This window comes from Type-D symbiont of Plautia stali (assembly GCF_001485335.1).
Classification (GTDB): Bacteria; Pseudomonadota; Gammaproteobacteria; order Enterobacterales; family Enterobacteriaceae; genus Pantoea; species Pantoea vagans_C.
On the sequence record NZ_BBOC01000044.1, the window covers coordinates 23388 to 45607 of the forward strand.

At 54.6% G+C, this 22220-nt stretch carries 18 protein-coding genes; 13 read left to right on the forward strand and 5 right to left on the reverse strand.

From position 1 onward, the window contains the following. Positions 1-223: 223 nt before the first annotated feature. From PSSD_RS14925 to lplA, 3 genes are all read left to right on the forward strand, one after another. Positions 224-682, forward strand: a complete 459-nt coding sequence (locus tag PSSD_RS14925) for an RpiB/LacA/LacB family sugar-phosphate isomerase (RefSeq protein WP_039328632.1) — start codon at positions 224-226, stop codon at positions 680-682. Between the two features lie 30 nt (positions 683-712). Then, positions 713-2704, forward strand: coding sequence for a transketolase (tkt, locus tag PSSD_RS14930; RefSeq protein ID WP_058972756.1), 1992 nt, complete (start codon positions 713-715; stop codon positions 2702-2704). A 204-nt stretch (positions 2705-2908) separates the two neighbouring features. Continuing rightward, on the forward strand, positions 2909-3925 hold the full coding sequence (gene lplA, locus PSSD_RS14935) for a lipoate--protein ligase (RefSeq protein ID WP_058972757.1): 1017 nt from the start codon (positions 2909-2911) through the stop codon (positions 3923-3925). Positions 3926-3989: 64 nt separating this feature from the next. On the opposite strand, the gene PSSD_RS14940 is transcribed toward lplA, so the two are convergent. Continuing rightward, a complete protein-coding gene (locus PSSD_RS14940) occupies positions 3990-4694 on the reverse strand; it encodes a pirin family protein (protein WP_058972758.1) in 705 nt (234 codons plus the stop codon). Positions 4695-4921: 227 nt separating this feature from the next. Here PSSD_RS14940 and PSSD_RS14945 point away from each other — a divergent pair, with 227 nt between their 5' ends. Further along, positions 4922-5485 (forward strand): TetR/AcrR family transcriptional regulator, encoded by a 564-nt coding sequence (locus tag PSSD_RS14945; protein ID WP_058972759.1) that lies wholly within the window; start codon positions 4922-4924, stop codon positions 5483-5485. A 2-nt stretch (positions 5486-5487) separates the two neighbouring features. Here PSSD_RS14945 and PSSD_RS14950 read toward each other — a convergent pair whose 3' ends face one another. The 4 genes from PSSD_RS14950 to PSSD_RS14965 all read right to left on the reverse strand — a co-directional run bounded on the left by PSSD_RS14950 (position 5488) and on the right by PSSD_RS14965 (position 11941). After that, positions 5488-6081, reverse strand: coding sequence for a TetR/AcrR family transcriptional regulator (locus PSSD_RS14950; protein WP_268810639.1), 594 nt, complete (start codon positions 6079-6081; stop codon positions 5488-5490). Positions 6082-6203: 122 nt separating this feature from the next. Next, complete coding sequence (locus PSSD_RS14955; RefSeq protein ID WP_058972761.1) at positions 6204-7628, reverse strand: efflux transporter outer membrane subunit; 1425 nt, start codon at positions 7626-7628, stop codon at positions 6204-6206. 1 nt (position 7629) lies between these two features. Further along, a complete protein-coding gene (locus PSSD_RS14960) occupies positions 7630-10791 on the reverse strand; it encodes an efflux RND transporter permease subunit (RefSeq protein WP_058972762.1) in 3162 nt (1053 codons plus the stop codon). 1 nt (position 10792) lies between these two features. After that, complete coding sequence (locus PSSD_RS14965; protein WP_058972763.1) at positions 10793-11941, reverse strand: efflux RND transporter periplasmic adaptor subunit; 1149 nt, start codon at positions 11939-11941, stop codon at positions 10793-10795. A gap of 734 nt (positions 11942-12675) precedes the next feature. On the opposite strand from PSSD_RS14965, the gene PSSD_RS14970 reads away from it, so the two are divergent. From PSSD_RS14970 to icmH, 9 genes are all read left to right on the forward strand, one after another. Continuing rightward, positions 12676-14979 carry a type VI secretion system Vgr family protein gene (locus PSSD_RS14970; RefSeq protein ID WP_058972764.1) on the forward strand — a complete coding sequence of 768 codons (2304 nt, stop codon included), beginning with the start codon at positions 12676-12678 and terminating at the stop codon, positions 14977-14979. Then, positions 14979-17273, forward strand: a complete 2295-nt coding sequence (locus PSSD_RS14975) for a DUF2169 family type VI secretion system accessory protein (RefSeq protein ID WP_058972765.1) — start codon at positions 14979-14981, stop codon at positions 17271-17273. The genes PSSD_RS14970 and PSSD_RS14975 overlap by 1 nt, the downstream gene beginning before the upstream one ends. 3 nt (positions 17274-17276) lie before the next feature. After that, positions 17277-18362, forward strand: coding sequence for a pentapeptide repeat-containing protein (locus PSSD_RS14980; RefSeq protein ID WP_058972766.1), 1086 nt, complete (start codon positions 17277-17279; stop codon positions 18360-18362). After that, positions 18349-18957, forward strand: a complete 609-nt coding sequence (locus tag PSSD_RS14985) for a DUF3540 domain-containing protein (protein ID WP_058972767.1) — start codon at positions 18349-18351, stop codon at positions 18955-18957. The genes PSSD_RS14980 and PSSD_RS14985 overlap by 14 nt, the downstream gene beginning before the upstream one ends. A gap of 12 nt (positions 18958-18969) precedes the next feature. Continuing rightward, the gene (locus tag PSSD_RS14990; protein ID WP_058972768.1) at positions 18970-19350 is read left to right on the forward strand and encodes a DUF4150 domain-containing protein; all 381 of its coding nucleotides are present in this window, start codon (positions 18970-18972) and stop codon (positions 19348-19350) included. Positions 19351-19426: 76 nt separating this feature from the next. Then, the gene (locus PSSD_RS14995; RefSeq protein ID WP_058972769.1) at positions 19427-19930 is read left to right on the forward strand and encodes a hypothetical protein; all 504 of its coding nucleotides are present in this window, start codon (positions 19427-19429) and stop codon (positions 19928-19930) included. Then, positions 19930-20415, forward strand: coding sequence for a type VI secretion system lipoprotein TssJ (gene tssJ / locus PSSD_RS15000; protein ID WP_058972770.1), 486 nt, complete (start codon positions 19930-19932; stop codon positions 20413-20415). The genes PSSD_RS14995 and tssJ overlap by 1 nt, the downstream gene beginning before the upstream one ends. 19 nt (positions 20416-20434) lie before the next feature. Further along, positions 20435-21778: a type VI secretion system baseplate subunit TssK gene (tssK, locus tag PSSD_RS15005; protein ID WP_058972771.1), complete on the forward strand. Its 1344-nt coding sequence runs from the start codon at positions 20435-20437 to the stop codon at positions 21776-21778. A gap of 18 nt (positions 21779-21796) precedes the next feature. Beyond that, on the forward strand, positions 21797-22220 hold a 424-nt coding region (icmH, locus tag PSSD_RS15010), incomplete at its 3' end, for a type IVB secretion system protein IcmH/DotU (RefSeq protein ID WP_439654604.1).

Here is a 22220-nt window from a genome sequence, read left to right on the forward strand (position 1 = left end):
TCATGAGATTTGATTTTGGTGTTAAATCGGAGGAATACGGCAAAGTAGCGGCAAACTAGCGCTGAGACTGCGTTCCTGCCCTGCGATGGTGGGCAACACGCATTTAAAACACATGAACAACCGTTGAACATATGATGGTATTTATGGCAGGCTGTCAGTGAACATCTTATCGCCTACGTAACAAACGTTCAGGCATAGGAACCCAACCTGCTGGAGAACCACGATGAAAACAATCGCTATTGGCGCCGATGATGCGGCTATCGAATTGAAAAACATCATTAAAAAACTGCTGGAAGAGAAAGACTTTCAGGTGACGGACTACACCAATGACGCGCAAAACGACCGTCCTATGTACCCGGATGTTGCTTTTGCTCTGGCCACCGCCATTCAGAAAAATGAATTCGAGCGCGGCATCCTGCTGTGTGGCACCGGTATTGGCGTTGCGATTGTGGCGAATAAGGTTGAAGGCGTACGGGCCGCTCAGTGCCACGACACCTTCTCTGCCGAACGTGCCCGTAAAAGCAACAACGCACAGATCATGACCATGGGCGCGCGCGTGATTGGTCCAGAGTTGGCGAAAAATATCGTTAACGCCTGGCTGGCTTCAGAATTTGAAGGCGGCGGTTCAACGGCCAAAGTTGAGAAGATCGGTTACTACGAACAGGTTTCACATACTAAATAATCGCCGACTTCTCACCTCTGGAGAATCCTTATGTCAACACGCCGGGAAAGAGCAAACGCCATTCGTGCATTGAGCATGGATGGCGTTCAGCAAGCGAATTCAGGACATCCGGGTGCCCCGATGGGCATGGCGGATATCGCGGAAGTTCTGTGGCTCGATTTTTTGCAACATAACCCTTCACACCCTCAGTGGGCCAACCGTGACCGCTTCGTGCTGTCTAATGGCCACGGCTCGATGCTGATTTATAGCCTGTTGCATCTCACCGGCTACGATCTGCCTATCGATGAACTGAAAAATTTCCGCCAGTTGCATTCTAAAACGCCGGGGCATCCGGAATACGGCTATACGCCAGGGGTGGAGACAACCACCGGGCCGCTCGGTCAGGGCATTGCTAACGCCGTAGGTTTCGCGATTGCCGAACGTACACTGGCAGCACAATTTAACCGCCCAGGTCATGACATCGTCGATCACCACACTTACGTGTTTATGGGTGACGGCTGCATGATGGAAGGCATCTCTCACGAAGTGTGCTCCATCGCCGGTACCCTGAAACTGGGCAAACTGGTGGCCTTCTATGATGACAATGGCATCTCTATTGATGGCCACGTGGATGGCTGGTTCACCGATGACACCGCGATGCGTTTCGAATCCTACGGCTGGCACGTGGTGCGTGGCATCGACGGGCACGATGGCGATGCCATTAAGCAGGCAATTGAAGAAGCCAAAGCGGTGACTGACAAACCTTCACTGTTGATGTGTAAAACGGTGATTGGTTTCGGTTCGCCGAACAAAGCCGGCACCCATGATTCGCACGGCGCCCCGCTGGGTGTTGACGAAATCGCGTTGAGCCGGAAGCAGCTAGGCTGGAACCACGCCCCGTTTGACATTCCTTCAGACATTTATGCCCAATGGGATGCCAAGGAAGCCGGTCAGGCCAGAGAAGCGGCATGGGATGAAAAAGTAGCGGCATACGCAGCGGCCTACCCGGATTTGGCTGCAGAGTTCAAACGCCGTGTGAATAACGCGTTGCCAGACAATTGGGCCAGTGAATCGCAGAAGTTCATCGAACAGCTGCAGGGTAATCCAGCCAAAATCGCCAGCCGCAAAGCCTCTCAGAATGCCATTGAAGCCTTCGGTAAGATCCTGCCGGAATATCTTGGCGGCTCAGCTGACCTGGCACCAAGCAACCTGACCATGTGGTCTGGTTCTAAGCCGATCAATGAAGATGCTGCCGGTAACTACATCCATTACGGCGTGCGCGAATTCGGTATGACCGCTATCGCCAACGGCATTGCGCTGCACGGTGGTTTCCTGCCATACACCGCCACCTTCCTGATGTTTGTCGAATACGCCCGCAATGCTGCGCGTATGGCTGCGTTGATGAAAGTGCGTCAGATCATGGTCTACACCCACGACTCAATCGGTCTGGGCGAAGATGGCCCAACGCACCAGCCGGTTGAGCAGATGGCCAGCCTGCGCGTAACGCCAAACATGAGCCTGTGGCGTCCATGTGACCAGGTTGAATCTGCTGTGGCGTGGAAATACGCGATTGAGCGCGTAGACGGCCCATCAGTGCTGGTGTTCTCACGTCAGAACCTGGCACAGCAGGATCGTACTGCTGAGCAGCTGGCTAACGTGGCACGCGGTGGTTACGTGCTGAAAGACAGCGAAGGTACGCCAGAGCTGATCCTGATCGCCACCGGTTCAGAAGTCGAGCTGGCTGTCACCGCTTACGAGCAACTGACCGGCGAAGGCCGTAAAGTGCGTGTGGTGTCTATGCCATCTACCGACGCCTTCGACAAGCAAGACGCGGCATACCGTGAATCTGTGCTGCCGAAAACGGTGGCTGCACGTGTCGCGATTGAAGCCGGTATCGCCGATTACTGGTTCAAATACACTGGTCTGCACGGCGCGATTGTTGGCATGACTACCTTCGGTGAGTCTGCACCGGCAGAGCTGTTGTTCAAAGAGTTCGGCTTCACCGTTGAGAACGTGGTGAAGACCGCGAAATCGATTCTGTAATCCGTGGTCGCCATAAATGGCGACCGTACAGATTCTGATAACCGTAGCGTGCGCATTTATGCGCACTTTTTTTAAGCCCGCACTTGAGCTGATACTTGTCCCCCATGCGACCCCCGGACGGCTTTAGCACAGGTTGCTTACCTTCGCCCCTGAATACGCGTATTCTGTCCCCCGCTTGCCCTTTCTCATGGAACCGGAGGAACGATGTCCACCCTACGCTTACTTATCTCTGACTCGCACGATCCCTGGTTTAACCTCGCGGTAGAAGAGTGCATCTTTCGTCAGATGCCCACCACCCAGCGCGTGCTGTTTTTATGGCAGAACGCGGAGACCGTGGTCATCGGACGCGCGCAAAATCCGTGGAAAGAGTGCAACACACGGCGCATGGCTGAGGATGGCATCAAACTGGCGCGACGCAGCAGCGGCGGCGGTGCCGTGTTTCATGACCTGGGTAACGCCTGCTTTACCTTTATGGCGGGCAAACCGGAATACGATAAATCGGTTTCAACCGCCATCATCTTGCAAGCGCTGGAAAAACTTGGCATGCGTGCAGAAGCCTCGGGGCGCAATGATATCGTGGTCGATGTTGAAGGCGGCATGCGTAAAATATCCGGGTCAGCCTACCGTGAAACCCCAGATCGCGGTTTCCATCACGGCACCTTTTTGATGAATGCTGACCTGTCACGGCTGGCGGATTACCTCAATCCTGATATCAAGAAACTTCAGGCCAAAGGCATTACCTCTGTGCGCTCTCGCGTGGCCAATATGGCCGAGTTCATCCCAGATATCAGTTTTGCTGATATCTGCCGTGAAGTGATTGCTGCCTATTTTGCTTACTATGGGGAAACCTGCGAACCCGAGTACATCTCGCCACAGGCATTGCCGGATTTACCCGGATTTAAAGAGCAGTTTGCGCGTCAGAGCAGTTGGGAATGGAATTTTGGTCAGGCACCGGATTTCTCACATGTGCTACAAGAACGTTTTGCCTGGGGCGGCGTGGAGATCCACTTTGATGTTGAGCGCGGCGTGATTACTCGCAGCCAGATATTTACTGATAGCCTCAATCCTGCCCCGTTAGAAACACTCGCGGTGCGCTTGCAGGGCGTGGCCTATCGCCCGGAGTCTCTGCAAACCGAAATGCAAAAACTTATCAACGAATTTCCGGCGCAACACAATGAACTGAACCAACTGGAAAATTGGCTGATTAACAGTATCAGGTAAATATTCACACGGGTGCGGCGTGGAAAGGCGTACCAAAGTACGCCCCTACCACCCTCGGATAAGCTCAGGTCCCACTGACCGTCCCGCTCATTACCGCCGTTGCGGCATCGCGCACCAGAAACGCGATGAGCGTCGTGTCACGTTCGCCGCGCACCGGCGGCAGTGCGCCCTGCACACTGATAGCATCCCCTTGCAGCAGACGCGCCTCGCCCACCTGCACGATACCGTCCAGCACGGAAATCCAGCTGCTATATCCACGCAAATGCGGAACATCCACTTCAACACCACGCGCAATTTTGAGATCGAAAATCAAAACATCCTGACGCAGGATCATCGGCGCGTCGCTACTTTCCGGTCCAGCCAGCAATGTCCAACTGTTAGCGGGCGCATCGGCGGCACGGCTGAACGTCTGCACGCGTGACTCCCCGCCGCTGTAAGATGGCCGAATATACACCTGCAGCATCTCTGTTTCGATAAAAGGGGCAGACTCGGCAAAACGCACGCCGCTGCCGGCACTGACCACCATCGCGCGTCTGGTATTGAGCGCCGTTTTCTCGCCGTCCTCGCTAAGATGCTGAGCCGAGCCGCGCCAGACATAGCTGAAGATCTCATCATCTTTGTGCGTATGCAGCGGGATGTGCGCATCCATTTTCAGCGTCATCTGGTCGATAACCGCCAGCGGACCTAATGACTCACCGGGACGTTGACGACGAATAGTAAAGGGACCGTATTCAAACAACTGATCCCGCTGAGCACGTATCAGATTCATGGTTTCTTCCTCACGAATTTCTCTCTTACCCATCATGATAACGGCAGAAAAAAACCTGAACAGATGTACAATTTGCTCGCTTACATCAAATATTTTGAATATTAATCACCTGTAGCAATCATCATCGCAAGCACACAAATCCTCAGCGTTAAGTTTTTCCATTCTGGATTAGTCAATAGGCTTTTTTTTGCGTAAAATAAGCTTTTTTCTAGCGGGTAATAAACAACATGAATCGCAGCGAACAAATTTTGGATGCAGCCGAGCAGTGCATGCGACAAAAAGGTTTTCATCAAACGTCGATTCAGAATATTGCCAGCGAGGCCGATGTCAGTATTGGTTTGATATATAAATATTACAAAAACAAAGAGGCAATCATCGAGGCGCTGGTGACGCACGTTGTTCAGCGTATGATTACCATGCTCAATGCAGATTTCGAGCAAATTGCCCATGCCGGTGGCATGACGCATTCGGCCAATGACATTATTCCCGCTGAAGTGGAAAACAGTATTATGTTGCTGATGGAAGTGTCGTCAGAAGCGACGCGCAATACGCGCATTCGTCAGATAATGAACGATGCCTGGCAGGTACTGAAAAATAACTTCATTACTCAGGAGCAGGCACTGAATCCTGCTCTGGACGCCAATAAAATCCACACGCGTTTGTACATCATGTCGCTGGTGATTGACGGCATCATCATTCGCCGTTGCATGAAACAGCGAGAAGTGCCGGCCAGTTTTATGTCCTTTTTTGACAACATCGCTAATGATGTTAACCAGCATGGCATCGCGTAATCTCAGCTAAACAGGTGACGGCTGAGGATACCGTTGATCCTGGTGAGTTCCTGTTGATCCACCTCTTTATCGCCAAATGCGCGACAGGCAACACCGTCCACCAGCATCAATAAAAACTGAATCCGATGCGCACGCTGTTGAGGATTGACCTGCGGCATCTGTCGGGTAAAAATGGCGTCCAACTCCGCCACCAGTAATTGTTCTTCTGCCGCCAGCACATCGCGGACAGATTGACTGCGTGATGCTTCTGAATACATTTCAAGTAATAGACAGCGGTCCTGATGCGGCCACGCCTGCCAGAAAAGGGAATCCGGATTGATAATATCATCGGTCCGCGTTTCGCCCGGTAGATTACTGGTCAGAAAAACACGCCAGTTAATTGCAATATTCTTAATCGTTTCGCTTACAATTAACTCCTTACTCTTAAAATAACGATATATCTGCCCTGCCCCCAATCCGGATTCACGGCTAATATCGGCCATGCTGGCACCGTGAAAACCCGAGCGGCTAAAACAGATTTTCGCAGAGGCGATAATCAACCGCTGACGCTGTTGTATTAATGATTCATTTTCTGATCTGCTCAAAATAACTCCCACAATGACAACGGCATAATTATTTTTTTATCATCATACGCGAAGGTTTTTATCGCCGGAATGGCAGACTTAAATCCGGTTACATTTTTACCCCAAGCCGATGCGTGACCGGCTTGGGGTTTTCCTTACATTTTCAGTTCAGATTCTTTCAACGCCGTACCGCCACCCATCACCTTGTAGAAAGTATTGAGATTTTGGTAGTAGGCCTGCTCAACGCTCACCAGGCTGGTGCGCGCGGTATACAGCGTGCGCTGCGCGGTTAAGGCATTAAGATAGGTATCGACCCCATTCTGATAGCGCAGATCGGCCAGATGGTAGTACGTCTGCGAAGCCGCAACGTTATTACGCTGGCTGGTGAGCTGATCGTTAATGGTGCCACGCCGTGCCAGGGCGTCAGCCACTTCCTGGAACGCGGTTTGTACCGCCTTCTCGTACACCGCCACGTAATACTCCTTCTGCGCTTTGGTGTAATTCAGGTAAGCCACGTTATAGCCGCCTTTGAAGATCGGCAGAGAGATGCTGGGCGCAAATGACCATACGCCCGCCCCGTTCTTAAACAGTGACGAAAGATCAGAACTGCCCACGCCGCCGCTGGCCGTCAGCGAAATGCTCGGGAAGAAGTTGGCACGCGCCGCACCGATATTGGCATTTGCCGCTTTCAGATTGTGCTCTGCCTGCAACACGTCAGGGCGATTATTTAACGCGTCAGATGATACCCCAGCCGGCACGCTACGCAGCGCATTGCCAATTGACTCGATGCTCTCCGGCAGCAGGTTATCCGGCACGTTTTTTCCTACCACCAGGTCCAGCGCATTTTTATCCTGCGCCACACTGGTGGTGTAACTGGCCACATCCGCCTGTGCCGACTGATAGGTGGTTTCAGCCGAAGCGACATCCACCATTGAATCCACGCCGTTTTGCATGCGTTTGCGCGTGACCTCCAGTGACTGTCGCGCGCTTTCCGCTGTCTCTTTGGCGATGGCCAAATTGCTGCGATCGGCGGCCAGTTGCAACCAGTAATCCACGGTGTTGTAGAGCACCGTCAGGCGTGTACTGCGTGCGCCCTCCAGCGTGCCAAGATAGGTTTCATATTGCTGGCGCGTCAGACTCTGGTTTTTACCAAACAGATCCAACTCGAAGGAGCTGACGCTGCCCTCTGCGGTATAGCTATTGCTCAGCGCGGTTTGATTGCCTTCTCCGGTCAGGGCGCGCGAGCGTGTGCCGCTCACGCCAGCACTGAGGGACGGGAACAGATCGGCGCGCTCCTCACCGTACTGCGCATGCGCAGATTTCACGCTGGCCACCGCTTCGCGCAAATCACGGCTGCTGTCGAGCGCCATCGCCACCACCTGGCGCAACTTCGCATCCAGCACATAATCCTGCCAGCTGATATCGCGATAGTTCGCCGCCGCTCCCCGCAGATTACGATAGGCATCGCCGGTCGGTGTTGTGGTGCTGACCGCATCTTTCGGACGATCGTAATGCGGATCGAGTGATACGCAGCCCGCAAGGAAGCACGGCAAAATCACCATTAAAAGTTTTGCAGACATATTACTCCTCCGCCTTAACAGCAGATTCAGTTGACTGTGCATCGTCATGCGGAATCGCCGGGAACACGCGACGGACCAGAACAAAGAACAGCGGAACAAAGAAGATGGCCAGCAAGGTGGCGGTCAAGGTACCGCCGATAATGCCGGTACCGATGGCGATACGGCTGTTGGCCCCCGCGCCCGTGGATATCGCCAGCGGCAGCACCCCAGCGGTAAATGCCAGTGAGGTCATAATGATCGGACGCAAACGCATCGACGCAGCATGAATCGCCGCTTTGACCAGATTCTCCCCTTTGCGGTAATTCTCCTCAGCAAACTCGACGATCAGAATCGCGTTCTTCGCCGACAGCCCGATAATGGTCAGCAGCGCCACCTGGAAATAAACATCGTTTTCCAGCCCGCGCAGGCTGATCGCCAGCAACGAACCAATCACCCCTAACGGCACCACCATCATCACCGAGAACGGCACCGACCAGCTTTCATACAGCGCCGCGAGGCACAGGAACACCACAATCAGTGAGATGCCATACAGCGACATCGCCTGGTTACCCGAGAGTTTTTCCTGATAAGAGAGCCCACTCCACGCGAAGGTCGTTCCGGCCGGCAGTTTCGCCGCCAGTTTTTCCATGGCGGTGATGGCGTCACCCGAACTTTTACCGGATGCGGCCGATCCTTCAATCTCGTAGGAAGCCAAACCGTTATAACGTGACAGCACATCTGGACCGTACGCCCATTGGGAGGTAGCAAACGACGAGAACGGCACCATGGTGGTATTACTGTTGCTGTCCGTGCCGCGTACATACCATTGATCGATATCTTCAGGCTTGCTGCGGAACTGTTGATCGCCCTGCATATAGACTTTCTTCACGCGACCGCGATCGGTGAAGTCATTGACGTAACTGCCGCCAATCGCCGCACTGAGCGTGTCGTTGATATCGCTGATGGTCAGGCCCAGCGACTGCGCTTTAGCATCATCAATGCTGACATCTAACTGCGGCAGATCCGGCAGCGAGTTAGCACGCACCGCACTCAATACCGGATCCTGATTGGCTTCAGCAATCAGCTGGTTACGCATCTGCAGCAGCTGGTTACGGTCGGTTGCGCCGCGTCCCTGTAGCTCAAAGGTAAAGCCGTTGGATTGTCCCAAACCCGACACGGAAGGCGGTGACAGCACAAAGATTTGTGCATCGCGGATACTGGACAGCGCCGCCATCGCGCGGCCGGCAATCGCATCGGCGCTGTTTTCGCTGCCTTTGCGCTCGCTCCAGTTTTTCAGAGAGATAAAGCCGATGCCGGCGTTCTGACCGCTACCGGCAAAACTGAAGCCGTTCACCAACATGCTAACGTTGACGTTGTCCTTCTCTTTGGTCGCGAAGTACTGCTGTACCTGGCGGCGAACTTCACTGGTGCGATTTTCAGTGGCACCCGGCGCCAGCTGATACTGCACCATGATATAACCCTGGTCTTCGGTCGGCAGGAAGCCGGTCGGCAGACGCATATAGAGCACCGCGCAACCAATGAGCAGCACCGCATACAGCAGCAGATAGCGCACCGAGCTGTGCACCACATGGCCAACGCCTTTGTGATAGCGCGCCTGCACTTTTTCATAGCTACGGTTAAACCAACCAAAGAAACCTTTGGTGCCACTCTCGTGGTTATGCGGTTTCAGCAGCGTGGCGCACAGCGCCGGGGTCAGCGTCAGGGCGACAATCACCGACAGCACCATAGAAGAAACAATGGTGATAGAAAACTGACGGTAGATCACACCAGTCGAGCCACTAAAGAAGGTCATCGGCAGGAATACCGCTGACAGCACCAACGCGATTCCCACCAGCGCGCCGGTGATCTCCTTCATGGATTTCTCCGTCGCCTGGCGCGGCGGTAATCCCTCTTCACGCATCACACGTTCAACGTTCTCCACCACCACAATCGCGTCATCGACCAATAGCCCGATGGCGAGCACCATACCAAACATGGTGAGGGTGTTGATGGAGTAGCCAAATACGGATAGCACGCCAAAGGTGCCCAGTAATACCACCGGTACGGCAATCGCAGGGATTAAGGTGGTGCGGATATTTTGCAGGAAGACAAACATCACGATGACCACCAGAATCACCGCTTCAATCAAGGTCTTAACGACCTCTTCGATTGAAATCTTGACGAAGTCGGTGCTGTCCAGTGGGTAGGCAATCTCATAACCCGCTGGCATGCTGCTGCGGAATTCATTGATGGCGGATTTAACCTGCTCGGCGGTGGAAAGAGCATTGGCACCCGATGCCAACTGCACCGCGATACCCGAAGCCGGATGGCCGTTCGCCAGCACGTTCGCGCTGTAGTCTTCATCGCCCATCTCGACACGCGCCACGTCACTGAGGCGTACCACCGAACCGTCAGTCTGACTTTTCAGCACGATATTGCGGAACTGTTCAGGCGTTTGCAGACGTGAACGGGAACGCACAGTCGCCACCAGCTGCTGTTCTTTGCTGGCCGGCTGCGCGCCCAACTGACCGGATGAGACCTGGGTGTTCTGGCTCTCCAGTGCCGTGGTGACATCTGACGGCATCAGTGAATAAGAGGCCAGCTTGCTGGGATCAAGCCAGATGCGCATCGCGTATTCAGCGCCAAATACCTGCACGCTGCCCACGCCTGGCACACGCGCCAGGGTATCTTCCATGTTACTGACCATGTAGTCGGCAACATCCGATGAACTGCTTTTATTGGTTTTATCGTAAACCGCAAGAATCAGCAGGAAGTCGCTTTGCGCCTTTTCCACCGTGACACCTTGTGACGTCACCGCTGTCGGCAGACGACTCTCGGCTTGCTGAACCTTGTTCTGCACCTGTACCTGAGCGATGTCAGGATCGGTGCCCTGTTGGAAGGTCACGTTAATTTTCACCTGCCCCGTGGATGCGGTGCTGGTGGAGTTAAAGTAGAGCAACCCATCAAGCCCGGTAAGCTGCTGCTCGATCACCTGCGTCACGCTGCTCTCCAGCGTTTCCGCCGAGGCGCCGGTGTAAGTGGCCTGAATGCTGATCTGTGGTGGCGCAACGTCAGGATATTGTGCAACCGGCAAACTATTAATACTCAGCAGACCGAACATCATAATGCAGATGGCGATAACCCAGGCAAAAACCGGGCGGCGGATAAAGAACTGAGCCAACATATCAGTTGCCCTCGCTGGTCGCGGCTTTATCGTTTGGCGTCACTTCCACCGCTTTGACGCTCATGCCCGCCTGCACTTTACCGGTGCCTTCAACAATTAGTTTGTCACCCTGATTAAGTCCCGAGGTGATCAGCCATTTATTGCCAATCACGCGGTCAGCCACTACTTCACGGCTTTCCACTTTATTCTCTTTATCCACCACCAGCGCCGTGGCATTGCCTTTGGCGTCACGAGTGATGCCCTGCTGCGGTGCCAGAATCGCATTGGTTTTTACGCCGTTCGTCACGTTGGCTCGCACATACATGCCGGGCAGAAGTTCATGCTGCGGATTGGGGAAAATCGCGCGTAGCGTGACGGTGCCGGTCGCTTCATCCACGGACACCTCCGTCAGTTCCAGTTTGCCGGGATGATCATAGGCGCTGCCATCTTCCAGTTTCACCGTCACCGGCACTTCATCCGTGCTCTGCTGCAGTGAGGCCTGCTGGCGCTTCAGTTTTAGTAACTGCACGCTGGATTGGGTCAGGTCGACATAAATAGGATCTAAAGCGCGGATGGTTGCCAGCGCGGTGGTTTGGCTGGCAGTCACCAGTGCACCTGGCGTAACCGATGAAATACCAATACGACCGCTGATCGGTGCGGTAATACGCGTGTAGTTCAAGTTGATGCGCGCGCTTTCAACGGCAGCACGATATTGATCAACTGACGCCACATTCTGCTGATAGGTAGCCAGCGCATCGTCAGCATCCTGACGCGATACGCCATTTTCTTTCACCAGCGCGGCATAACGTTCCGCTTTCAATTTGCTGCTTTTTACCAGTGCCTGCGCATTTTTCAACTGCGCCACTGCCTGGTCGTAACTGGCCTGGTAGCTGGCAGGATCGATCTGATACAGCACCTGCCCGGCTTTCACTTCATCGCCCTCAGTGAACAGGCGTTTCTGAATAATGCCCTCAACCTGAGGCCGTACTTCTGATGTCATGCTGCCCGTGACGCGCCCGGCGAGTTGGCTGTCCAGCGTGACTGATTCGCTTTGCAATGTTTTGACGCCCACTTCGGTGGCCGTATTCGGGGCTTGTTGGTTGCTATTTTGATCGCAAGCGGCGACTAACATCACCAGCCCGGCGATCACACTGCGCTGAAAATTCTTCATGAATTACCCTGTAGTGAACGTTCATTCTCAGATTGTAGTCTATCAAATCATCTACGCAGCGACTGTCAGGAAAATGAAAATTTGCCGGGTACGGGATTCTGGAAACATGAGGAAATTTAATATTCAGCATGAAAGATAATCATGTTACGAACTGGCAATAGATATGTTCTGTGAAATACAAAACGACAAAATTAAAATGCAGTCATTTGCATTAAAGTGCATAAATGTACTACCCTCGATTAAAGTGACATTAGGAAAGGCCATTTTCAATAAATAACTTTCAGTTAAAGTTACTCCCGATATCTTCCCCAACAAACATCATCACCCTCTGTTTTATTAACCCCACCCGCCCCTGAATTTATTGAGCAGCCCGTCATAATAAAAAATTATTATTCACTCAAAAATAAAGTAGCAGGTGAAATACAGGTTTTTGCTATTGGCTGCCAGGCCAATATTCACAAGGCAAGCGCTATTTGTCGTACTAAAGATGACAATTTAATTTGAAGCGTTATGCTTTTGTTAGAAAAGCGTTTAGGAAGTTTCTTATCTTCACACCGACCAGCAAATAATATAAAAACATTTCAAGATTTGTAAATTTCACTATTAGCAAAGGGCATCCGTGAAAACGGAATTAAGTGCTCTCAGGTTTTTATTGCCAATTTATTTCAGGATGCAAAATGGAACATTTTGCGGTCCGTGCGGTAGCCATGCCGAAATAAAAAGGAAGGGTCAATATGGATCGTGTCGTTGTTGCACATTCTCCACTGGGCGAGTCACTACTGTTCAAGAGCATGACTGGCCATGAATCACTCTCCTGCATTTATCACTATGATGTTGAATTCCTGTGTAAAGACAACAGTATTGCTCTGCCTGACCTGTTGGGGAAACCGCTGACTCTGGCGCTTAATCCGCGTCCCGGCGTGACCCGTTATTTGAGCGGCATCATTACGCGCATGGCATTTCTCGGACATGAGAAACATCGGGAAGAATATTATACCTATCGTGCGGAGGTCAGACCTGAATTATGGTATCTGACGCAAAACCGCGGTTTCCGCATTTGGCAAAATCAGACGGTGAAACAAATCATCGCGGTGGTCCTGAATGACGCGGGCATTATCTTTGAAGACAAACTCACGGGCAGTTACCGGGAGTGGGAATTCTGTGTGCAGTATCAGGAGAGCAGCTTTGATTTCATTCAGCGACTGATGGAGCACGAAGGCATCTATTTTTATTTCGAGCATGCCATGGATAAACAAACGTTGATTCTGGCTGACGATCCTTCGGTCCACACTCCTTTTCCCGGTTACGACACCATCGAATATCATCAGGCTGCTGCAGGCGGTTATGTGAATGATGAAAGCATCAATATCTGGCAAGCATCGGCCGCTATTTCACCCAGCCTTTATCAGCATGATGATTACAATTATCTGGAAAGTAATGCTGATCTTTCCGCAAATGGGCAAATTAGTCAGTCACACGCCGAAAAAGTCGCTACCCAACGTGAATGGCCGGGGCAATATCCGCAGCAGGCAGACGGACAACAATACGTCACGGTGCGTCAGCAGGAGTTTGCCTCCCGTCAGTTGGAGTCCGATGGCGTGGGCGATGCGTTTGGTTTAGCCCCCGGATACACCTTTGCCTTAGCGAAAGCGCCGCGTGCCAGCGATGAAGGGCAATCGTTTCTGATTACCTCAGTGGATTATCAACTGGTAGAAAACAGCTACGCCAGTAACGATGAAGACTTCACGCGCCATTGCTTTCAGTTCCGCGTTGTCCCGGCCACGGTGAACTGGCGCCCTGCCCGTAACACGCGCTGGCCACGCACCAGCGGCCCGCAAACGGCGGTGGTGGTTAACGCCCCGGATGCCAGCAAAGGCGACAACAGCACCGTTGCCACAGACCAGTATGGTCGCGTGCGGGTCAAGTTCCTGTGGTTCAAACCCGACAATGAGCAAGATCTTTACTCATGCTGGTTACGCGTCGCCAGCGGTTGGGCCGGCAGCCAGCAGGGTTACTACCAGATACCGCGCGTGGGTGAAGAAGTGGTCGTAGATTTCATCAACGGCGATCCGCATATGCCGGTGATCACCGGGCGCGTTTTCAACAATCTGCAAACGCAACCCGTGGGTGAAAGTCTGTTAACCATCGGCAGTGAAAGCGATGTTGCCGACAGCGACAGCATCACCGCCGAAGCGGCCGACTCCTGGTCGTGGTCCAAAAGCGGATTTTGGTCGCGTTCGGTTGGCAACAGCGATGCCAGCAACGGCAACTTCATCTCGTTCGAGGATTTATCGGGCGAAGAGTCGCTGGATATCCACGCGCAGAAAGACCTCAATCTCTCGGCCAACAACGCCATCAAAATCTACGCCGCCAAGGAGGGAGATGGCGCGCTGAAGATTTGGGCTCCGGGTAAGGTGACGATTCACAGTAACGATACTGTCTCCACCAGCGCCCCGACCACCTATCACACCTCACGCGGCAGTTACTACACCGTTACCGGGGCTAACTTCACCACCACCGGTATCGGGCTGACCATTAACGGCGTCAACGGCACGGTTAACGCCGTCAGCAACGTCGCGGCCAGTACCAGCGATTTTGCCGTAAAGGGTGTCAGCATGGATTACACCTACATCAAGCGCAGTAAAACACAGGTCGAGTACAAAGCCGATTTGCAGCGTTTTGAGCAGGTACCGTTTTACACCTTGCGGACCAACATGATGTCGATCATGAGCGGCGCGGTGAGTGAAGGTCTCGGCAATACCCTGCAAGAGAAGATCAAGAAACTCACCGATGAGCGCGATGCGCGCAAAAGCATCAAACAGGACGCTGACGACAAGAAGAAAACCGACTGGGAATCACAACGCGACGAAAAGGTTACGCAGAAAAACAGCCCACAAACGCGTGAACAGGCCCAAAGAGAGAACAACAACAACAACAACAACAACAACAACGATAACAACCAGAACAATAATAACCAGAACAACAATCCTCCTGCGGATGAAAACGACCCTACCTTTAATCCATGGGCGGACGCGTAATGCAGCTGATCAAACCAACACGGCTCAGCCTGATCACCCGCCCCTATCGCTGGCAGCAGCAAGACTATCTCGGTGTGGCGGTCATCGCCCTACTGGATATGTCAGCCCAGCCCGAACTGCGCGATGAGCAAACCTTATGGCAGCGCGTCAGCGAGGAGCTGCAATCTCCTGACGGGGTGTTGGATTTGGCGATACCCAAACGCTGTGCTGAATTTCTCGCCAGTGGCTATGGCTATGCGGCCCCCGAGGAAACCACCTGCGAAGTCGCGATTCAGGTAGAAAAGATCCGTAAACAGCAAACTGTCGCCCCGCAAGCAGCGGCATCGTTTCATGCGCTCGCCATGGATCACCCCATGCGCCAGGCCTTGATGGGAAAAGAATACGACGACCATTGGTTGCAGCATGATTATCCCGGTTTTGCCCGTGACACGGACTGGCGGCTGTTCAATCAGGCCGCCTATGACCAGTGGTGGCCGGAGCAGGATGCGTTACCTGCGGGCGCCGAATGGCGCATCGACAACATGCATCCCAGCCAGCCCGTACAACAGGGCAAACTGCCACTGTGGAAGGCCCGCGCCTTTGCTACGCGTCAACATCAGGACACATTGCTGTTCGAAGAGCTGGCGATGCGTGCCACCACGGTTCACTTCCTGCCGCATTGCAGTGAGTTATTGATCATCTGGCACGGTTGCTGTGCCTGCAATGAAGATGATGCGTCGGATGTGCAATCGCTGATGGTGGCACTGGAGCGAGACGAAGCCCTGCGTGACCCGCAACACTATCGCCAGGTTCATCAGTTACGCAGCACCGATGCTGACGCCGCACTACACGCTCTGCGCGACAGCGATTTGATTGATCCCGCGATCCTCGCTAACGCGGCCCCTGCCACGCTGAATCGCGATCCCGGACCCTTTGTGCAAAACCTCGCTCGCTACGAGCAGCAGCAGCGTCAGCAGTTTGAGCGACCGGTACCGGAAAGTGCGCTCCACAATTTCACGGTGGAACAGGACATCGCCGCACAGCTGGCGTGCCAGGAAAAGAAAGGTGAACAGCACTACCAGCAGATGATGGCGCTCCACGATAACGAATCCCGGCGCAGCAATGCGGCAGATTTACCGCTGCTGGATGGTGCGGCCCAGTATCGACAGCAGCGCGAAGAATTACAGGCCAATCGCCATTTGCTCGGCCCACGAGCCAGTGACATTGCACACAGTGAACAGGCATTACTGGACAGCTATCGCCTGACCGCGCAGCAGCAAAAATCCGCCCCGCGACTGAGCCTGAGCGATTCAGAAATGCAGCGCAAGCAACTGATGCATTGTATGGACAGTGACAAAGACGCGCGAGGTTGGGATTTAACCGGAGCCGATCTGTCGGGTCTCGATTTGCGGGGCATCGATCTGGAAAACGCGCTGCTGGAGAACGTTGATCTGAGCCATTGCCAACTCGATGGTGCCGATCTGCGCGGCGCGATTCTGGTCCGCGCCGAATGCCACTTTACCAGCCTGACACATTGCTTGTTGGACGGCGCTAACCTGGCGCAAGCGCAGTGCTGGCACTGTAACTTTAGCGACAGCAGCCTGAGCGAAGTTGAGCTGGAAGATAGCCAGTTGGAGCACTGTGGCTTTGAGCGTGCGCTTCTGCGCCAGCTGTTTGTGCAACAGGCGACGCTGGCGCACTGCAATCTGCAACACGCCCTGCTCGACCGCTGCGATTTCATGGACTTGCACCTTGAGTCACTTAATTTTTCTCACGCTCAGTTTACCCAGTGCAACCTGATCCGCTGCGAACTCATCAAAGTGCAATTTAACCACGTTGAAGCCCAGGGTCTGGCGCTGGTGACCTGTCGCTCCAACGATCTGTGTTTCGACGATGCACAACTCAAACAGTGCATGTTCACCGCGCAGAGCCAGTTGCCACACGCCCATTTTCGCCGTGCCACTCTGGTGGAGTGCAATCTGCGCGACATTGATCTGCAGTCAGCCTGTTTTGATCAAGCAACGCTGAACAGCAGCGACTTCAGCGGTGCCGATTGCCGTCACGCCAGCCTGCAGCTGTTACGCACGCGCATGAGTCGTTTTGTCCGCACCGATTTACGCGCGGCGCGCCTGACCGGTAGTTTGCTGCTGGGTGCCGACCTGCAAAAGAGCCAGCTTGCCGGCTGTGACTTAAGTGATTGCAACCTGTTCCGTGCCGATCTGTCGCAAACCTTCACCGATAGCGCCACCCGCTTTGACGACGCATTGATGGACAGCATGAAAACGCTGCCGCGTCGCCGTGAAATTCAGGTATAAACCATGACGCCAAAAGACATTCAACAAGCCATAAAGCAGGGCAACGTGATCCACGCGCTGACACCTAAACAGCGTGACTTCGCAGGTATGGATCTCTCCGGCGGCTGTTTTATCGGAGTCGATTTGCTGGGTGCAGACTTCCGCAACTGTAACCTGCACCAAACCCAGTTCAGTGAGTGTCAGCTCTCCGCTGCGCAGTTTGAGCAGGCACAACTGCGTGAGACGCTGTTTAGCCAGTGCAGAATGGTCGCCAGCCAATTTAGCGGCTGCACGCTAACGGATTGCCTGTTCAATCAGTGCGCATTGATGGAAAGCGATTTCAGCGAAAGCATTCATATCAATAGTCAGTTCAACAAAGGCGATCTCAGCGACAGCAGCTTTTTGCTGGCATCACTTTATCAGTGCGGCTTTCTCACACTGCCAGTCCCACAGTTACTGCTGCGCCATGCCAGCCTTGAGCAGTGCACCATGATGAGTCTGGATCTGCGCCGCAGCGACTTGCACCGCAGTCGTTTTGCGCTCTGCACCTTTTATCAGTGCGATATGCGCGGCGGTGACTATCGCCAGCAGCACTTTTCCCGCAGTCAGTTCACCGCCAGCCAGCTTGATGAAGCCAGCTTTCACGATGCCGAGTTGATGCAGTGCAACTTCAGCCAGGTGTCACTGCGAGCAGTCGATCTGCGCGGCGTACAGGCCAGCAAGGCGCTGTTCACCGGCAGCGATTTGCGTGACGCACGCTGTTCTGCAGCCGACTTTAACCAGGCCATTTTTATGCAGGCGCAGCTGGATGACACCGATTTCAGCCACAGCCAGTTACAACGCGCCGTGCTGCAACAAGCCCATGCTGAACGCAGTAATTTTCGCCACAGCCAGCTGCATTACGCCGATTTTTCCTATGCCACGCTCGATCACGCCGATTTGCGTGAGGCGCAGTTTTGCCAGACCCGCTTCCATCGCGCCAGCCAGCAACAAAGCCAACTGACGAGCCGGGAAGGCATTCTTGAACAGGATGAGGCGCTGTTTGCCGCTGAAAACTGGCAACCCCGTACCCGTCTGACACCGCACGAGGATCACCATGAACCCCGCTAACAATACTGTGGCACTGCCGCTGGATTTACCGCTGCAAGCTGAAGGCTTGCTGTTAAGCGTTGATCAAAACGGCCTGACTCAGGTGCTGATTGATGGCCGTCGCTGGCCCTGCCAGCGCGCCGCCAGCTGCTTGTTGACGCCGCAGGTTGACGATCGTGTGTTGGTCTACCGTGCCGGAGAACAGCTGTGGCTGCTGGCGGTATTGGTACGCGCACAACCGCAGCAGGCTGCTGAGTTGCATTACGAAGGCGAGTTGAGCCTGAGCGCCAGCCAGAAGCTCACGCTGCGCAGCCCAGAGTTTCACCTGGAAGCGGACAGCGGTGAATGCCATATCGACCAACTGAGCTATCGCGGTGAAAAGGTCTCCGCATGGGTCACGTTGAGCCGCCTGTTTGGCCAACGCTGTGAAAGCGTGTGGGAGAACCTGACACAGATCAGTCATCACCTGCTGCGGCGCACCACACATACCGAGCAAGTCCGTGCCGGGCAACTCGACGTCAAAACCAGCCAGCTCACACGCCTGCGCGCCCCCACCACGCTGATCAGCAGCGAATCGCTGACGCGGGTGGATGGCAAACAGATTCACATGGGTTAAGGGGAGGAACCGATGTTTGCGAATTGTCAGTCCGGCGGCACCGATCAGGCAGTGGCCGATGTGTGCAAAACCCCGGCACCGGTCACCTTCGTCAATCTGGCGCTCGGCAACACTGCCGTGCCAACTGCCAGCACCGTGCTGTTTACCGGCATGCCAGCGCATACCCTTTCGACCATCACACCCATAACGCAAGGCGATGAAGCCGGCGTGCTGGGCGGCGTAGTCTCTGAAACCTTTATGGGCCTGTCACGCCATCTTACCGGCTGCAACTCGCTGCTGATCAACGGCATGCCCGCGACCCGCATGGGCAGCGTGACGCAGCAGAACGTGGCCAACGCGCCCGGCGTGCGCATCACGCCAAGCCAGACCACGGTGGCGCTGTTGGCAACCTAAAAACGCACGTGGTTTGTAGTGGCGCAGCTTATCCCTTTTAAAATCAAGTGTTTACTTACACAGGACGTTGATAAAAATGAAAAAACAGCACAGCAAACTCGCCTTTATCGCCGCCCTCTTCGCGGTAACCCTCACCGCCGGATGCAAGGCTCCGCCGCCGACCGTCACGGCCGACACCCTGGAAACCAGCACTGTCAATGACGTGGCGCTGGTACACATGCATATCGTGCAGCCGCCGCAGCAGTTCACTGCCATCAACAGCGCCTATCGCACCCTCTATCCCGCCTCCTTGATGAACCGACCGGATTTCGGTGGCCTGCGTATGGAAACACTGGATGCCGGTGCCACGCTGCAAGTGCTGGGCGAAGTGGAAAATAGCTGGCTGGCGGTATCGACACAAGATAACGGTCAGCTCAGCGGCTATATTCCCTTTCGCGCAGCCGTCACAAGTGACCGCTACGACGCCACCGTCAAAGCCCAGGCCGCACGCCCACGCCGTGCCCAGCAACAATGCATTGGGGTGGGTGCCGGTGACAAAGCCTGCCGTAAAGGCAGCTCCTCCACCTGGATTATTCAGTGATGTGGCCGCGTATCGCCGTATTGCTGGGGCTGCTGCTCACCGGCTGCATGTCCTCATCCCGCCAGGTACCGTCTGACTGGCAACTGACGCTCAACAGCGCGCCTGACGCAAACAGTGGCGCCCCACTGAAGGTGCGCGTGTTTGTGCTGCGTTCCGATGCCAACTTCCAGTCAGCCGACTTCTATTCACTGCAAAACAGCGCATCCAGTGTACTGGGCGGCGATGTGTTGGATACCCAGCAGCGCTTTCTGACCACACAGCAGCCACAGCAGAACATTACCGGTAATCCTTCGCTGGAAGCGCACTACCTCGGCGTGATCGCCGAATACGCCAACATCAACGGCAAAACCTGGCGCGTGGTGATTCCGCTACCCGCACCAACCGAAACCAATTTCTACAAGTTCTGGCAGTTCTCGCCCAATGCACTGCATGGTCGCGTAACGGCCACCGCAGCCGGGCTGCATCTCACCGCCAAAGACGAATAAACCCACGCAGGAAGACGCTATGCACACCGCAGATAAGGTGATTTGGAGTGAAGGGATGTTCTTGCGTCCCCACCATTTTCAGCAGTCGGAACGTTGGCTGGAAGCTTACAGCCGCAGTTGGGGCAAGCTGCAGTGTCCGTGGCACTGGGGGTTTATGACGCTGAGCATCGACCAGGCACTGTTACGCCAGGGCAAACTGGCGATTGCGGAAGCCAGCGGCTTGCTGCCCGATGGCACACCATTCTCCATCACCGGCGCAGACAATGCGCCAACGCCGCTGGCGCTAAGCGATGTCCAGGAGCCGATTGACGTGGTGCTCGCGCTTCCCGAACAGCGTCAGGGCCAGACCGAGGTCATCTTCAGTGACGCCAGTGATTCGCTGGCGCGCTATCTCAGCCAGGATCGTGAAGTCGACGATCTCAACGCATCGTCCGTAGGTCGTGCGCCAATGCAGTTCGGTCGTCTGCGCCTGTGTCTGATGCCCGCCGCAGACCTGAATGCGGAGTGGACCGCTATCGGGGTGGTACGCGTCAAAAGCAGCGGCAACGATCGTGCACTGACCCTCGACAGTGATTACATTCCGCCACTGCTCAATGGCCACATCTCTCCTGCCATCACCGCCTTTCTCAACGATATGCACGGCCTTTTACAACAGCGCAGCGAGCAGATGGGTGAGCGCCTGCAACAGGCTGGGCGCGGCGGCAATAGCGAAATGATCGACTTTATGCTGCTCACCTTAATCAATCGTTACATCGGTCAGGTGGCACACAGCCGTCGTTTGCCGCAGCTGCATCCGGAACGTTTGTTCAGTGAATGGCTGCAGTTCGCTACTGAGTTAGCCAGTTGGTCTCCGTCGCGTCGACCGGGCGAACAACTGCCGGTGTATGACCACGACAATCTTTATCTCAGTTTCAGCCGGTTGATGATCCAGTTGCGCCAGAGTCTGTCACTGGTGATGGAAGAGAACGCGCTGCAACTGACGCTCACCGAACGCTCGCACGGGCTGTTTGTGGCGACGGTTTCTGATGTCAGCCTGATCCGCGACTACGGCTTTGTGCTGGCAGTGCGTGCCGATCTACCGGGCGAAATGCTGATCACCCACTTCCCGGCACAGATGAAAATTGCACCTGTCACGCGCATTCGCGACCTGGTCCAGTTGCAGCTTCCCGGCATAGGTTTGCGCGTGATGCCTGCCGCTCCGCGTCAGATCCCGTGGCACTCCGGCTATGTCTACTTTGAGCTGGAGCGCAGCGGTGAACTGTGGCAGCAGATGGCGAAAGCAGAAGCCTTTGCCCTGCATCTGGCGGGCGAGTTTCCTGGTCTTGACCTGCAACTATGGGCGCTGCGCCACGCGCGCGGCTAAGCACGGAGAGAAGCGATCATGATGCAGCCACAATCGCTTAATGGCGAACTGGAAGGCACCACGGCCCATGAAAATCCACTGGTGGCGATTGCCAATCCACTGATTAATTCGATTGCGCAGCTACGCCACTCCGTTTCCCACGACAACCCAGCGGGATTGCGTCAACAGTTGATCGACCTGGTACGCCGCTTTGAAGTGGCCTGTCAGCAGGCACAATTGCCGTATGAAACCATTGTCGGCGCGCGTTACTGCCTCTGCACCTCGCTGGATGAGGCCGCCGCACTCACGCCGTGGGGCAGCCGCGACGTCTGGCCGCGCAGCGGGCTGTTGGTGACCTTCCACAATGAAACCTGGGGCGGTGAGAAGTTTTTCCAGCTATTGGCTCGCCTGTCGCAGCACCCGCAGCAAAACATCCTGCTGCTGGAGTTGATGAACGCCTGCC

Excerpts from the sequence above, each read along its gene's own strand:
- PSSD_RS14925 (WP_039328632.1), top strand. The coding sequence starts at position 224 with ATGAAAACAATCGCTATTGGCGCCGATGATGCGGCTATCGAATTGAAA.
- tkt (WP_058972756.1), top strand. The coding sequence starts at position 713 with ATGTCAACACGCCGGGAAAGAGCAAACGCCATTCGTGCATTGAGCATG.
- lplA (WP_058972757.1), top strand. The coding sequence starts at position 2,909 with ATGTCCACCCTACGCTTACTTATCTCTGACTCGCACGATCCCTGGTTT.
- PSSD_RS14940 (WP_058972758.1), bottom strand. The coding sequence starts at position 4,694 with ATGAATCTGATACGTGCTCAGCGGGATCAGTTGTTTGAATACGGTCCC.
- PSSD_RS14945 (WP_058972759.1), top strand. The coding sequence starts at position 4,922 with ATGAATCGCAGCGAACAAATTTTGGATGCAGCCGAGCAGTGCATGCGA.
- PSSD_RS14955 (WP_058972761.1), bottom strand. The coding sequence starts at position 7,628 with ATGTCTGCAAAACTTTTAATGGTGATTTTGCCGTGCTTCCTTGCGGGC.
- PSSD_RS14960 (WP_058972762.1), bottom strand. The coding sequence starts at position 10,791 with ATGTTGGCTCAGTTCTTTATCCGCCGCCCGGTTTTTGCCTGGGTTATC.
- PSSD_RS14965 (WP_058972763.1), bottom strand. The coding sequence starts at position 11,941 with ATGAAGAATTTTCAGCGCAGTGTGATCGCCGGGCTGGTGATGTTAGTC.
- PSSD_RS14970 (WP_058972764.1), top strand. The coding sequence starts at position 12,676 with ATGGATCGTGTCGTTGTTGCACATTCTCCACTGGGCGAGTCACTACTG.
- PSSD_RS14975 (WP_058972765.1), top strand. The coding sequence starts at position 14,979 with ATGCAGCTGATCAAACCAACACGGCTCAGCCTGATCACCCGCCCCTAT.
- PSSD_RS14980 (WP_058972766.1), top strand. The coding sequence starts at position 17,277 with ATGACGCCAAAAGACATTCAACAAGCCATAAAGCAGGGCAACGTGATC.
- PSSD_RS14985 (WP_058972767.1), top strand. The coding sequence starts at position 18,349 with ATGAACCCCGCTAACAATACTGTGGCACTGCCGCTGGATTTACCGCTG.
- PSSD_RS14990 (WP_058972768.1), top strand. The coding sequence starts at position 18,970 with ATGTTTGCGAATTGTCAGTCCGGCGGCACCGATCAGGCAGTGGCCGAT.
- PSSD_RS14995 (WP_058972769.1), top strand. The coding sequence starts at position 19,427 with ATGAAAAAACAGCACAGCAAACTCGCCTTTATCGCCGCCCTCTTCGCG.
- tssJ (WP_058972770.1), top strand. The coding sequence starts at position 19,930 with ATGTGGCCGCGTATCGCCGTATTGCTGGGGCTGCTGCTCACCGGCTGC.
- tssK (WP_058972771.1), top strand. The coding sequence starts at position 20,435 with ATGCACACCGCAGATAAGGTGATTTGGAGTGAAGGGATGTTCTTGCGT.